11 protein-coding genes are annotated in these 14439 nt (G+C 33.6%); 6 read left to right on the top strand and 5 right to left on the bottom strand.

Annotated features, from left to right (window positions below; translation table 11 throughout):
- Positions 1-599, bottom strand: a 599-nt coding sequence (dapF, locus tag VLC96_RS02385) for a diaminopimelate epimerase (RefSeq protein WP_325260452.1), incomplete at its 3' end; no start/stop codon positions are given.
- Between the two features lie 181 nt (positions 600-780).
- Here dapF and VLC96_RS02380 point away from each other — a divergent pair.
- From VLC96_RS02380 to abc-f, 4 genes are all read left to right on the top strand, one after another.
- A complete protein-coding gene (locus tag VLC96_RS02380) occupies positions 781-2181 on the top strand; it encodes a trypsin-like peptidase domain-containing protein (protein ID WP_325260451.1) in 1401 nt (466 codons plus the stop codon).
- A gap of 328 nt (positions 2182-2509) precedes the next feature.
- Positions 2510-3979, top strand: a complete 1470-nt coding sequence (locus VLC96_RS02375; protein WP_325260450.1) for a serine hydrolase — start codon at positions 2510-2512, stop codon at positions 3977-3979.
- Between the two features lie 147 nt (positions 3980-4126).
- Positions 4127-5029, top strand: a complete 903-nt coding sequence (locus VLC96_RS02370) for a PhzF family phenazine biosynthesis protein (protein ID WP_325260449.1) — start codon at positions 4127-4129, stop codon at positions 5027-5029.
- 161 nt (positions 5030-5190) lie between these two features.
- Complete coding sequence (gene abc-f / locus VLC96_RS02365; protein WP_325260448.1) at positions 5191-6777, top strand: ribosomal protection-like ABC-F family protein; 1587 nt, start codon at positions 5191-5193, stop codon at positions 6775-6777.
- Positions 6778-6793: 16 nt separating this feature from the next.
- On the opposite strand, the gene VLC96_RS02360 is transcribed toward abc-f, so the two are convergent.
- Positions 6794-7252 carry an Lrp/AsnC family transcriptional regulator gene (locus VLC96_RS02360; protein WP_325260447.1) on the bottom strand — a complete coding sequence of 153 codons (459 nt, stop codon included), beginning with the start codon at positions 7250-7252 and terminating at the stop codon, positions 6794-6796.
- Between the two features lie 212 nt (positions 7253-7464).
- Between VLC96_RS02360 and ald the strand changes: the two genes are divergently transcribed.
- Complete coding sequence (gene ald, locus VLC96_RS02355) at positions 7465-8589, top strand: alanine dehydrogenase (protein ID WP_325260446.1); 1125 nt, start codon at positions 7465-7467, stop codon at positions 8587-8589.
- 128 nt (positions 8590-8717) lie between these two features.
- On the opposite strand, the gene VLC96_RS02350 is transcribed toward ald, so the two are convergent.
- The 3 genes from VLC96_RS02350 to trhA form a co-directional block, all read right to left on the bottom strand.
- On the bottom strand, positions 8718-10124 hold the full coding sequence (locus VLC96_RS02350) for an APC family permease (protein ID WP_325260445.1): 1407 nt from the start codon (positions 10122-10124) through the stop codon (positions 8718-8720).
- Positions 10125-10266: 142 nt separating this feature from the next.
- A complete protein-coding gene (locus VLC96_RS02345; RefSeq protein WP_325260444.1) occupies positions 10267-11682 on the bottom strand; it encodes a C40 family peptidase in 1416 nt (471 codons plus the stop codon).
- A 213-nt stretch (positions 11683-11895) separates the two neighbouring features.
- Positions 11896-12528 carry a PAQR family membrane homeostasis protein TrhA gene (trhA, locus tag VLC96_RS02340; RefSeq protein WP_325260443.1) on the bottom strand — a complete coding sequence of 211 codons (633 nt, stop codon included), beginning with the start codon at positions 12526-12528 and terminating at the stop codon, positions 11896-11898.
- 541 nt (positions 12529-13069) lie between these two features.
- On the opposite strand from trhA, the gene VLC96_RS02335 reads away from it, so the two are divergent.
- Positions 13070-14422: a Kelch repeat-containing protein gene (locus tag VLC96_RS02335; RefSeq protein ID WP_325260442.1), complete on the top strand. Its 1353-nt coding sequence runs from the start codon at positions 13070-13072 to the stop codon at positions 14420-14422.
- Positions 14423-14439 lie beyond the last annotated feature (17 nt).

Genomic DNA, 14439 nt, shown 5'->3' with positions numbered 1-14439 from the left:
CCACAAGCCAGAGTTTCGTCTTCAACTCCTCTTTCGTAAGTACGAAGTCTGAAAGTTGTGTCGTCTATCTTTTTTACAAAGTTGATATTACTTCCAGCTGCTCCGTATAATTCTCCGTAACGAATCGCTGCGCCATTATCTTTTACATTATAATTTTGCAAATCATCAACTATTTGCACATGATGTGGAGAACCTGTATTTAGGAACGAATAATCTTTTTGGATATCAATTTCGGGAACATCAATCATTTGCAAAGAAACCAGTCCGTTATCTTCGAAAGTTGCGTGATGCAAACCATCTGTTGCGATAAATGTGGTAGCATTTTCAATTACATTTAAATCTTTGGCAAAAGCCACCAAACAACGGCCGCCATTCCCACACATCGAGCTTTGGTTTCCGTCGGAGTTGTAGTACACCATTTTAAAATCAGTTTCAGAATCATTTTCTAACAAAATAAGTCCGTCTCCTCCTATTCCAAAACGTCTATCACATAAATGGGCTATCAATTGTGTATTTTCATTTGGAAAAAAATTAGCGCGATTGTCGATCATAACAAAATCGTTTCCAGCACCTTGATATTTATAAAATTCTAATTGCATTTATTTCATTTTTAGCTCAGCAAAAGTACAAAATCTAGGCTACGATTCAGGGAAAATAATTGGCCCGAATTGCAAATTATTAACGATTTGTTAATCATTGTTAAAGAGCGTTAAACACCATTGAAAAAAAAGATTTTTGCTATAAATTCGTAATGAATAACTAATAAAAACATAACTTATTATGAAACAAATCTCAAAATTATTCGTAGTATCCTTGTTGAGTGGCACATTGACTCTTGGTGCATACAAATTATTATTTGACAACAATGGTTATTTTTCGTCTAATAAACAGGGGATTACAACGGTTGCCCCTGAATCTTACAGCAGAACGGTTGGGTTAGGTGCCGAAAACATAGACTTTACAGTCGCTGCAGAGAAAACAATTCACACCGTAGTTCACGTAAAAAACGTATCTGTCAGAACTATATCTAATCCAATCATGGAATACTTTTATGGGTATGGAGGACAACAACAACAAGAGCAGGTCGGAACTGGATCGGGTGTAATTATTTCTGAAGATGGATATATCGTAACCAACAATCACGTTGTAAAAGATGCTTCGGATATCGAAATTACATTAAATAACAAAAAAACATACAAGGCAAAACTTATCGGAACCGATTCTAAAATGGACATTGCTTTGCTTAAAATCGATGCCGATGAGAAATTACCGTATTCAACATTTGCCAATTCAGATTCTGTGAGAGTTGGAGAATGGGTACTTGCCGTTGGAAATCCATACAACTTAACTTCAACAGTTACCGCAGGAATTGTTTCTGCCAAAGCCAGAAATCTTGACACCAGAGGAATTCAATCCTTTATACAGACAGATGCTGCCGTAAATCCAGGAAATAGTGGTGGCGCATTGGTAAATACAAGAGGCGAATTAATCGGAATCAACACTATGATTTCGTCTATGACCGGTTCTTATGTGGGATATTCTTTCGCAGTTCCTTCCAATAATGCCCGCAAAATAATCGAGGACATCATGGAGTTTGGTAACGTACAAAGAGGAATTCTAGGGGTTGAAGGTGGCGAATTAAACGGAACTGCTTCTAAGGAATTGGGTGTTTCTCAAACTCAAGGTTTCTACATCAACAAAGTAGCCAAAAATTCTGGTGCCGAAAAAGCCAAATTGCAAAAAGGCGACATTATCATCAAACTGGACAATCAGGATATTTCAACATTTGCCGATTTATCTGGATATGTAAATACCAAACGACCAAATGACAAGGTTCAGGTTACCATCCTAAGAGACAATAAAACAATGGTTGTCCCTGTTATTTTGAGTAAAAACGAGTCTTTTACCACTGAATTCAAAGGTATGGAACTCGAGAATATTGATGCTGCCGATAAAAAACGATTCAAACTAGATTATGGCGTAAAAATCAGATCTATAACTAATGAAAATCTGGCACAATACAGTGATGAACTCCAAGGAAACATCATCATTAGCATCGACAATGTCAAAGCGACAAACGTTGAAACAGTTGCCAAAATCTTGAATAATAAAGACGACAAACAAAGCACCAGAATCGAGATGATTAATCGAAATGGTGAAATAATTCGAATTATTATTTAAAACATAAGAAATTAAAATCCTAAACTCGGCTTGCATTTATTTGTAAGCCGATTTTTTTTGTGCCCAAAATCATTTGCATCTTTTTACAGATTTGCTCTTATGGGCGTGCCACCGTTGAGCAAAGGGGCTTACCAATAGCAACGCTTACAAAGCCCCTTTACTCAACGCTGTCGGGCTATCCATGCTACTTCGGTAGCTTATTCCTATCCCTCACGCAGTACATTCAACTTTATCAGTCTTAAACATAAAACTTTTCTTGTTAGAAATGATAGTTTTATTAATTTTGAAAAATAAAATTTAAAAATTAACTAAAAACCAATCAATTAACATGTCACAAAAAATTAGTCTTTCTTTTTTATTTCTTTTTTTATCATTGTTTAATTCATCTTTTTTGTCTGCGCAAAAACAAAATTATTCTATCGAAATCAATCAAAAAATCAAAAGTGTCGAAAATAATTTGAGTGCCAATACCAAAATAGAAGGGGAACCAAATTGGAACTTAATTGACAGAATGAAATTTTATAATGCTCCTGGAGTATCAATTGCAGTAATTAAAGACTTTAAAATTGAATGGGTCAAAGGTTACGGATGGGCCGATAAAGATGAGCAACGCCCAGTAACACCTTCTACTTTGTTTCAAGCAGGTTCTATAAGCAAATCCCTGAATGCAATTGGACTTTTAAAACTTTCGCAAGAAGGAAAAATTAATTTAAATAACGATATAAACGATTATCTGATCAGCTGGAAATTTCCATACGATTCCTTATCTCACGGGAAGAAAATTACAATTGCAAATCTTTTAAGCCATACAGCCGGCCTAACAGTACATGGCTTTTCAGGATATGAAAAAGGAACTTCTATACCAACACTTCCGCAGATATTAGATGGTAAACAGCCGGCAAATAGCCCTTCAGTTCGCTCTGCTTTTGAACCATCACTTAAATATGAATATTCAGGTGGCGGAACAACCATTTCACAGTTGATTTTACAAGATGTAACCAGTAAGCCTTATGATGCATTTATGTGGGAAAATGTATTAAAGCCAATGGGCATGAACAATAGTTTTTATACGCAGCCACCTTCAAAAGACAAGCAAAAGGAATTAGCCACAGGATATTATAACGGTCAGGAAGTAAAAGGAAAATACCATATCTATCCCGAACAAGCCGCTGCAGGCTTATGGACTACGCCTACAGATTTGGCAAAATATATCATAGAAACACAATTGTCATTATTAGGCAAATCTTCAAAAGTGCTTTCACAACAAACTACAACACAAAGACTTACTCCATATATTGATGGTTCCGCTGCGTTTGGGGTATTTATTGAAAATAGAGGAACAAAAAAATACTTTACACATCAAGGCGTTGACGAAGGATTTGTAAGCCAATATTACGGAAGTCTGCAAGATGGGAATGGTGTTGTTGTAATGACTAATACGAACAATACCGCTATTTTAAATGAAATAATAAATAGTGTGGCAACTGTTTATAATTGGAAAGATTTTTATAACCCAACTATCAAAAAAACTATTGCTTTAAATGATACTGTTTTGGAATCATATGTTGGCGAATACCAATTGACTCCTTCAATAATAATTTCGATCACAAAGGAAGCTCATCAACTTAAATTATCTTCAGGACCAATCGCTGCAGACATTTATCCAGAATCAAACACTAAATTTTTCTTGGTAAGCCGTGATGGTCAAATGGAATTTATAAAAAATGATAAAGATGTAGTTACCAAACTAATTGTATATCAAAATGGCCAAAATATGGATGCTGTAAAAATAAAATAATGACACTTAAATAATGAATTCGTTTTGTCTATTTGCTAAAAGATCAACCAAAGATTAATCAACCTTTGGACAAAACGAATTCTTTTTTTATATGGAATAAAACAATAAATTCAACCAATATTCATTCAACCAATCAATTAGAATATTATGAAAAACAGAAAAACATTAGAATATTATGTATTGGATGTCTTTACTAATGAAAGCTATAAAGGAAATCCTTTGTCAGTTGTTTTTACCAATGGAAATTTAGAATTGGAACAATATGAAAAAATTGCTAGGGAATTCGGTTATTCAGAAACCTCATTTGTTTATTATTCCAAAACTAAAAAAGCATTAAGAGTCCGTTCTTTTACACCTACTGGATTTGAAGTAGATGGAGCAGGACACAATTTACTAGGCGCTGTTTGTGCTGCTTTATTGAAAAAAATGGACATCTTTAATGAACAAACTGGAAATCCTTTTGTGATTATGAAAGAAACTCCGATTCCAATTTTAATTGATTTCGATTCTACAAATCAATTGCCTATTGTAAAAATGAAGCAAAAACCTGCTACTATAGAAGCTTCAATTCCAGCAGAAGTTATCGCTAAGGCAATTGGATTGTCCACTGAAGATTTAGAAGTGCCAAATTTCATTCCCACAATTGTACAAACAGAAGTTGCTCACTTAATGGTTCCTATAAAAAGCCTAGAAACATTAGACAAAATCAAAACTGACAACAACCATCTAATAACAATATCAAAACAAAATCATTTTGAAGGTTTTTATTGTTTCGCTTTTACATCTGAGAAAGTAGGAACAATTGTTCAATCTAGATTTTTCAATCCTTTAATCGGTATTGATGAAGATGCTGCCACCGGAACTGCCGCTGGACCACTCGCTGGATTATTAAACAAACAAAATATAATTCAATCAAACAAAGAATACCAAATATTACAAGGCGTACAACTCAACCAGCCTTCGTTAATAAAAGTCATGGTTACTGAAAATAATGTATTAGTCGGTGGTTCATCAGTAATTACAATGGAAGGTAAAATTTATCTAACCTGATTGTAGCCAAACCGACATTTTTACAAAATCTAAAACATTTGTATATTTGCATCGTAAAATTTAAAAACATATTTAAAATGTGAAAATAATTTCTTTCAGACAAATAAAGACAACAAGCCAAGCGAGGTTTGTTTCATTGTTTCATGCTAAAAGAAATTATTATGCTTATTTTACAAAACGTATCCTATATACATCCCAACAAAGAATTACTGTTTGATAACATCAGTTTTACAGTAAATCATCAAGAAAAAATTGCTTTAATTGGCAATAACGGAGCAGGAAAATCGACCTTGCAAAAAATCATTGCAAAACAACTTCAACCATCAGGCGGGCAATTACATGTTGATTCCGTTCCTTATTATGTACCGCAAATTTTTGGTCAATACAATCATCTGACTATTTCGCAAGCACTAGGTATTGAAGAAAAATTAAGTGCCTTAAAGGAGATTTTAAACGGAAATGCAACCGAAGAAAATTTTAGTGCGCTCAATGATGATTGGACAATTGAAGACCGATGCCTGGAAGCCTTGAATTATTGGCATCTAAACGATTTGGATTTAGATCAAAAAATGGAAACCCTTAGTGGCGGACAAAAAACAAAAGTTTTTCTTGCGAGTATTTCGATCCATCAACCGGATTTAATTTTACTGGATGAACCCAGCAATCATTTGGATGTTTCGGGCAGAGAACTTTTGTACAACTTCATTCAATCTACAAAAAGTACCTTAATAATCGTTAGCCATGACAGGAAATTATTGAATCTTCTGAGCAAAGTTTATGAGTTGAGTAAATTCGGAATTAAGGTTTATGGTGGCAATTATGATTTTTATTCCGAACAAAAACAGATAGAAAACAATGCGCTAAGTCAAGATATTCAAAGCCGAGAAAAAGCCTTGCGGAAAGCCAAAGAAAAAGAAAAGGAAACACTGGAACGACAACAAAAATTAGACAGCCGCGGAAAAGGAAAACAAGAGAAATCAGGAGTTTCCCGAATAATGATGAACACGTTACGAAACAACGCCGAAAATAGTACAGCGAAAGCAAAAAATGTACACGCTGAAAAAATTGGTGGTATTTCGCAAAAGTTGCAAGAGTTGCGCTCTACACTACCCGATGTTGATAAAATGAAATTTGGTTTTGACAATTCGGCGTTGCACAAAGGAAAGATATTATTTACAGCAACTGATATTAATTTTAGTTACAACACACAATCGCTTTGGAAAAACAATCTAAACTTTCAAATTGTAAGTGGCGAACGAGTTGCATTACAAGGACAAAATGGCTCTGGAAAAACAACGTTAATCAAATTGATTTTAGGCGATTTACAGCCACAAATCGGAACATTTTATCAATCACAAAATAAATCATTCTACATCGATCAGGATTATTCATTATTAGACAACGCCTTAAAAGTTTACGAACAAGCACAGCAATTCAATGATTTGGCGCTGCAAGAACACGAAATTAAAATGAATCTCAATCGCTATTTATTTACCAGAGACGATTGGGATAAACCATGCAGCGTATTAAGTGGCGGCGAAAGAATGCGCTTGATTCTTTGTTGTCTCACAATTAATAGTCAATCACCAGACATAATTGTGTTAGATGAACCAACGAACAATTTAGACATTCAAAATATTGAGATATTGACCTCTGCCATTAATGAATATCAAGGAACTTTGATTGTGGTATCACATGATGAAACTTTTTTGGAACAGATAAATATTGAGCGCACGATCAAACTCTGAAAAATAACGATTAAATTTAGATTGGTAAAACGGTTGTACTCTTCACTTCAGAAATAATAAAAAAACTATTAATCAACGACACTTCGGGTAAAGCTGATAGTTTCATTTGATGAAAATGATGGTAACTTTCCATATCAGGCAAAACAATTTTTAGCATATAATCAAAATTGCCTGAAACAAAATTGCATTCGAGCACTTCGGGCATATTTAATATTGCTTTATTAAAACTATCTGAAATATCGAAAGTTTGCTTTATCAATGTCACCTGACAATAAACAGTGAGGTTTTTACCTAGTTTCTTTTTATCTAAAATAGAAACATAGCGCTCTATAACCCTTTCTTTTTCAAGTCGTTTTACCCGATCATGAACAGGAGTTAGCGAAAGATTTATTTTATTCGAAATGTCTTTTAAAGTCAAATGGGCATCTTCCTGCAGCAGCCGAAGTATTTTTCTGTCAATTTCATCTAAATTCATAACAAAATAGGAGTTTAAAACAGTTAAAAATAACAAAATATTCCGATTATTTTTCTTTTTTAAAATATAAAGAATAATAAATAAAGAATAATTTCATGTAAAAGTACCAATTAAAAATAAAATTTTCTTTTTTAATTTTACAATTAACAAAAATTTTCTTTATCACCTAAATTTGTATCATAATAAAAGTCAATCACTAAATTCAATAGTTTATGATAATCGGTGTACCAAAAGAAATCAAGAATAACGAAAATCGTGTAGCGTTAACTCCGGCAGGTGCCGCTGAGATGAAAAATAACGGTCATAGTGTTTATGTTCAAGCTACTGCTGGTGAAGGAAGCGGTTTTTCAGATGAAGAATATGCTGCAGCAGGAGCGGTAATTTTACCAACTATTGAAGAGGTTTATGCTATTGCCGAAATGATTATTAAAGTAAAAGAGCCAATTGCGTCAGAATATAATTTAATTAAAAAAGATCAATTGCTTTTTACCTATTTCCACTTTGCATCATCAGAGCCATTAACTCATGCTATGATTGAACGCAAAGCTGTTTGTTTAGCTTACGAAACTGTAGAAAAAGCAGATCGTAGTTTACCTTTATTAGTTCCAATGTCTGAAGTAGCTGGTCGTATGTCTATTCAGGAAGGGGCCAAATACTTAGAGAAACCATTAAAAGGAAGAGGAATTCTTCTTGGTGGTGTTCCAGGCGTTCCTCCAGCAAAAGTTTTGGTTCTTGGAGGCGGAATCGTAGGAACTCAAGCTGCGAAAATGGCTGCCGGTTTAGGCGCTCAAGTAACTATTATGGATGTTAGCTTACCTCGTTTGCGTCAATTGGACGATATTATGCCTGCCAACGTAACGACTCAAATGTCAAATGATTATAATATTAAAAAAGCAATTACCGAAGCTGATTTAGTAATCGGTGCAGTATTAATCCCAGGAGCAAAAGCACCTCACTTGATCAAACGTGATATGCTAAAATCTATGCGTCCGGGAACTGTCCTAGTTGACGTGGCTGTGGATCAAGGTGGTTGTATCGAGACATGTACTCCAACAACTCACGAAAACCCGACTTTCATTATCGATGATATTGTTCATTACTGCGTGGCTAATATGCCAGGAGCAGTTCCATATACCTCTACATTAGCACTTACAAATGCTACTTTACCTTATGCCTTACAATTGGCGAACAAAGGGTGGCAAAAAGCTTGTTCGGAAAATGAAGAATTAAAAAAAGGATTAAATATTGCCAACGGAAAAATCCTTTATAAAGGAGTAGCCGAAGCTTGGAATCTTCCTTTTAATGAAGAGTTAGTATTAGAAAACGCTGTTTGCTAATATTAAATAAGTGCTTACTACACTAGAAAAGCCCGTTTTGAATCAAAACGGGCTTTCTGTTTTTTATTTGTGTAGAGATGCACTGTAGAGATGCACTGCAGTGCATCTCTACAGACACGAAATTCAAACTATTCTTTGGGTTTTGACAAATAATAAATCGGAATTCCAATCAACATTATAAATACACCCCAACCACAAGTGCTAGGTTTTGTATACAATAGAGCAATACTAATGGCAATAGCAATAAGAATGTAAAGTCCTGGCAAAAAAGGATAACCAAAAGCCTTATACGGTCTTTCGGCATCTGGCATTTTCTTACGAAGAATAAAAATCCCGTAAATGGTCAGGATGTAAAACACTAAAACGATGATTACAACGAAATCCAACAAATCTCCATATTTCCCAGTCAAACACAAAGCAGAAGCCCAAAAACACTGCGCCCACAATGCCCAAGCTGGGACGCTAGCCTTATTCAAATGAGAAGCTTTTTTGAAAAACAAACCATCTTGAGCCATCGTATAATAAACCCTTGCTCCAGACATAATCAAACCATTATTACAGGCAAAAGTTGAAATCATGATCATCAATGCGATAATTATTGTTCCTATATTTCCAAAAATATTTTGTGATGCCACAACAGCCACCCTATCCGATTCTGCCGTAGCAATATCCTGCAAAGGAACTACCGCCAAATACATCACATTAGCCAAAATATAAATACAGCTTACAATCAAAGTCCCTAGAAACAAACTCAATCCTACATTACGTTTTGGATTTTTAATTTCGCCAGCTATAAAAGTCACGCCTTCCCATGCCACGCTGGAAAACAAAGAACCGACCAATGCCGCCGACATTGCCGAGATTAAAGCCACTCCACTAATTGGAAGCCAAGAACCCGTTTCTACATTCAATGATTGAGAAGTCCAAGCATTCGCCCAGTTGGTATCCCAAACTTCGGACTTGGCAGCAACGAATCCAAAAATAATCAATCCCAAAATCGAAGCAATTTTAATAACCGTCAAGACCGTTTGCAAAATCTTGCTGTTTTTCACGCCACGACTATTGATATAACTCAACAGAATAATAGTAATTATCGAAACAATTTGTGCAGCACTGAGTTTAAAATCGCCTAATTCATAAACAATATTTTTTTCGCTCACAGCTGGGCACAAATAAGCGGCAAATTTAGAAAAAGCCACACCCACCGCTGCAATTGTACCCGTTTGTATCACAGCAAAAAAGCTCCAACCGTATAAAAAGCCAATCAATTTTCCATAAGCTTCTTTTATGTAAACATATTGTCCGCCCGCTTTGGGAAACATCGCGCTCAACTCGCCATAACTTACCGCGGCAATCACAGTAATAAATCCCGTAAGTACCCACATCGCGATCAACCAGCCGGCAGACCCCAATTGACGCACCATATCCGAACTCACAATAAATATTCCAGATCCTATCATAGACCCTACAACAAGCATAGTTCCATCCAGTAACCCAAGTTCTCTTTTAAATTCTGCTGGTTTATTTTCCTCCATTTTTTGGTTTTTAGTTTTGGTTGGTTAAAGATATACTTTTTTTTGAAAAAGACTAATTCGTCTCAATTTTAAGTATAACTGGTAAAAAACAAAAAAACTCTTAAGTTTCCTTAAGAGTTGGTTTATTATTTTTTCAAAAAAACTATTTGATAATACGATTTACCTGGGCAAAATTTCGTTTGTAATATGGCTCTTTAGTCGAAGATATAATTACTCCCGAATGTGTTGATGAGTGAATAAATTTTATTTCATCCTCATTTACTTCAATAACCATTCCTACGTGATTAATATGCCGCCTCCCATTTGTTTTAAAGAAAATCAAATCTCCTTTTTGAGCATTCTCCCCATCAATTTTTTCTCCTATCGAAGATTGTTCGATAGAGGATCTTGGCAATTTTATATCAAATGCTCCAAAAGTAGAACACATAAGACCTGAGCAATCAAATCCGGCTGTAGTTGTTCCGCCAGTTCTATATCGAGTTCCTATTTTATCTGAGGCTTCGCCAATTAATTTATCGATTAATTCTTCATTTGCAACAGGGAAATGAGTTGCGGCTGAATCTTGCTTTTTTTCCATTTGAGTAGCGACACCTATATTTTCATTTTCCTGATTTATTGTCGTTTTATCAATCCTATTATTTGGAACCTGAATCGTCAATTTTGCGCCAACTTCTAATTTTTGTTTGATAGCTGGATTTTGATTTTCTAATTCAGCTATAGTGATTCCATATTTCTTTGCAATTCCGTATTTAGTTTCTTTGGATAAAACCACATGAATCGTTTCTGTTGTCGGAGTTTCAGCAGAAACTGTTTTTGATTGATTTTTTTCTTTTTCAACAATAACAGGGACAGGGGTTTGACTTACAGGAATTTCATTGGTTGTTAAGCTTTCCTTATTGATAGAAGGCTCAATTTTGGAGGACCTTGCATTGCCAGGAATAGTAATGGTTTGTCCAATACTTAAACCTTTTTTACCAATAGTTGGGTTGGCATTTTGCAATTCTGCCAAAGTGATTCCATATATTTTTGCAATGGAATATAATGATTCTTTAGCTTTTACCTGATGTGTTAAAGGCGTTTCGGCTACAACGGTTTCTTCTGTATTACTATTTGTATTTGATAAACTCTCGATTTCTTTTTTAGAGAATTTGGAAGGTATTATGATCTTCTGTCCTACTTTTAATCCCTCAGTTTCTAGTTTTGGATTGGCTTTGTACAGTAATTCGGTTGTGGTTTTGAATTGTTTTGTAATTCCGTAAAGCGTTTCTTTCGGCATTACTTCGTGAGTTACATCTGTAGTTTTTTCTGAAACTGTATTTGCCAAGTTGCTTGTTTTTGTTGGCTCGGAATTTGGAATTAAAAGAACCTGTTTGAGTTGTAAGGTTTTTTTAGCTTTAGGATTCAGCTTGTAAATAGCTTCCATCGAAACATTGTATTTTTGAGCAATACTAGAAATTGTTTCTCCTTTTACAATAGTGTGCTTAATGGTGTTATCCTGCGCAAAAACACTAATGCTTGACAAAAAAAGTGCTAAAACAATGATTCTAAGATATTTCATTCTAATTTCAATTCCACCTCAGATTTTATTAATACAACTAAATTCGAGGGGGATTATTGAATTTAATTGTATTTTTTATTCAAAAAAAACATTATTTTTTCGAGATTTACAAATATAGGTTTTTAAATAAATTCAAAAAATATATGGTTATAAAATTTTAGAAAATGTTATAATTTTTAACACAATTCAGTTTTCACAAACGGCATCTGATATTTATAAACTTTTCAAAATTGCCACATAATGAAATATAGTACCAAATAATACAAAAAAATGCCAAATCGTATGAAAGTAGTTTTTATAACTTTTCAGATAAAAATAAACTCCAATACTATAACTTAATCCTCCGGCTACAATCCACAAAAAAACAGAAAGAGGAATTACTCCCCATAATGGTTTTATCACAAAAACGATCATCCAGCCCATCAATAGATAAAACACAACAGAAACAACTTTGAAACGGTTAACATAAAAAACCTTAAAAAAAGCACCCAATAAAACAATTGACCACATTACACCTAAAAAAACCAAAGCCGTTTTTCTATTCAAATAGGTAATCATTAATGGTGAATACGTTCCTGCAATAAGAAAATAAATACTGATATGATCGGCGATTTTGAGCCGTTGTTTCCATTTCTCATTTTTAGCTAAATGATACAACGAGGAAAACGAATACACTAACAGCATTCCAATTCCAAATAAAATAACGGAAGTTATAGCAACAAAATTGTACGGCTCGATTGTTTTTGCAATAAGAAAAGGGACTCCAATCAAACAAAAAAGAATTCCCAGACCATGTGAAATTCCGTTAGCTACTTCTTCCTGCGGGGTTTGAACTCTGCTTTCCATTTACTTTCTGATTTAAGTTTTATTACATTAAAGATACAATTTCATCACTTCATCTCAATCGCATATTAAGGCAATCTTTTTTTACAGATATACTTTTTATTGGGAGAGTATGAGCAAACAACGATTTCATCTTATAAGTTTTTAACTTATTATCTATATCTGGAAGGATAAAATTGGAACACTAGAAACTGGAAGTATTCTCATTGATTATTCGGCTTACCCTTTTGGTTTCGCACAGATTATTAATTCTGGAAATACAGATAAATGTTTTTCTGAAAATGAATTCCATAGCCCTGATGGAAATGAAAAGCCTTGTGAAATAGACTTGTATTTTTTTCTTGATATAAAAGAGCGACCAACGGAAGCTCCTTTTATACCAAGAAAAAAACAAGGATATGAACAAGCTTGTAATGGACAGCAGGATTTAGCTCCTTATCTAAATTATTTTTAAAATAATATTTTGATAATAAATAAAGTAAAAGCCAATTTAATTTAAAAAAGTATTAATTTTAAGACAATATTCTCTCTTAAAGTCTATGTTTTGAAAAAAATACTTGTGATTTTATTACTAGTTCCTTTATTTTCATTTACGCAAAATATAAAAGGCACCATTATCGATAAAAGAAATAAGCTTCCTATCCAGGATGCGAATGTTTCAATAAATCAAATTGACAAAAGCGCCACAACTACCGAAAAAGGTGAATTCAAATTAAAAGTTAGTAGAGAACCCAACGAAAATGATTCATTGTATGTGACCCATATTGGATATACTTCCAAAAAAATTAGCTATCTGGACTTTAAAAAAAGTAATTATTTGATTTTTTTGGAGGAACAAATTGAACAATTAAATGGACTGACGCTTTCTGTTTCCAATAAGGAATTAAAATCAAAACTCAACTTCACAAAATTAGCTCCATTAAAATATGCAATTTCCTCATTTGGATCTATTTTAAATAATAATAAAATATATGTAATTGGTGGGGACAGTTCATTTAGAGCCGACGCCTGGAAAAAATTACAATATGAAAAACCAGATTTTACCCTAGAGGATTATATGAGAGAACTTCGAGCGCAATCATCTGGTCAATACTACAAAGGAAATCTATTAATTTATGATATAAATAAAAATCAATGGGAAACTTCGAAATTAAAATTCAGAAAAAGAGCCTATCATAATTTAAATATTTACAGGGACACTATATATGTTTTAGGTGGAAAAAAAATCTCTGCAAATGGAAAATTTGAATATTTGGACGACAAAATTGAAGTTTTTGACATCAACAAGGAAACTATTACTATTGACAATACCAATCCTCATCAAGCGGCAAATGCTGCCTCTTTTACTTACAATCAAAGTATAATCACAATGGGTGGTTCTATAAAAATGACCGAAAAAGGTTTAAAAACATATACTGACAAAGTACATAAATACGATATAAAAACCGGCTATTGGTATGAATTAACAAATATGCCTGCAGCAAAAGAAGCTAGTGGAGTTCTGATTAAAGATAAAATATATTTGGTCGGTGGGAATAACGGAAAATCATTATCAACAATAGAAAGTTTTGATTTAACGACTGAAACATGGAAAAATGAAGGTGAATTATTTAATGGTTTAGATTTTCCGGCAGTAACTAATAAAGATGATACTATATATTTTTTCGAGAATGAAAAAATATATACTTACGAAATCAGTACAAAAACGTTAAAAGAATACCTTATCGCTTTGCCACTGAAAGCATCCAAAATTTTCTTTTATGATGATAAGTTATATATTCTTGGTGGTTATTTAGAAAATAATTATTCTCAATATCCTTCATCAAATCTTTATAGTATTGATATTAATGAATTTGAAAACACTAAACCGAACAGAGTTAAAATTTCATCAATATAGCTAAACAAAAAACTCTC

It is taken from the genome of Flavobacterium sp. (assembly GCF_035456085.1).
Lineage (GTDB): Bacteria > Bacteroidota > Bacteroidia > Flavobacteriales > Flavobacteriaceae > Flavobacterium.
This window is presented reverse-complemented; position numbering and strand designations above follow the sequence as displayed.

Excerpts from the sequence above, each read along its gene's own strand:
- VLC96_RS02380 (WP_325260451.1), top strand. The coding sequence starts at position 781 with ATGAAACAAATCTCAAAATTATTCGTAGTATCCTTGTTGAGTGGCACA.
- VLC96_RS02375 (WP_325260450.1), top strand. The coding sequence starts at position 2,510 with ATGTCACAAAAAATTAGTCTTTCTTTTTTATTTCTTTTTTTATCATTG.
- VLC96_RS02370 (WP_325260449.1), top strand. The coding sequence starts at position 4,127 with ATGAAAAACAGAAAAACATTAGAATATTATGTATTGGATGTCTTTACT.
- abc-f (WP_325260448.1), top strand. The coding sequence starts at position 5,191 with ATGCTTATTTTACAAAACGTATCCTATATACATCCCAACAAAGAATTA.
- VLC96_RS02360 (WP_325260447.1), bottom strand. The coding sequence starts at position 7,252 with ATGAATTTAGATGAAATTGACAGAAAAATACTTCGGCTGCTGCAGGAA.
- ald (WP_325260446.1), top strand. The coding sequence starts at position 7,465 with ATGATAATCGGTGTACCAAAAGAAATCAAGAATAACGAAAATCGTGTA.
- VLC96_RS02350 (WP_325260445.1), bottom strand. The coding sequence starts at position 10,124 with ATGGAGGAAAATAAACCAGCAGAATTTAAAAGAGAACTTGGGTTACTG.
- VLC96_RS02345 (WP_325260444.1), bottom strand. The coding sequence starts at position 11,682 with ATGAAATATCTTAGAATCATTGTTTTAGCACTTTTTTTGTCAAGCATT.
- trhA (WP_325260443.1), bottom strand. The coding sequence starts at position 12,528 with ATGGAAAGCAGAGTTCAAACCCCGCAGGAAGAAGTAGCTAACGGAATT.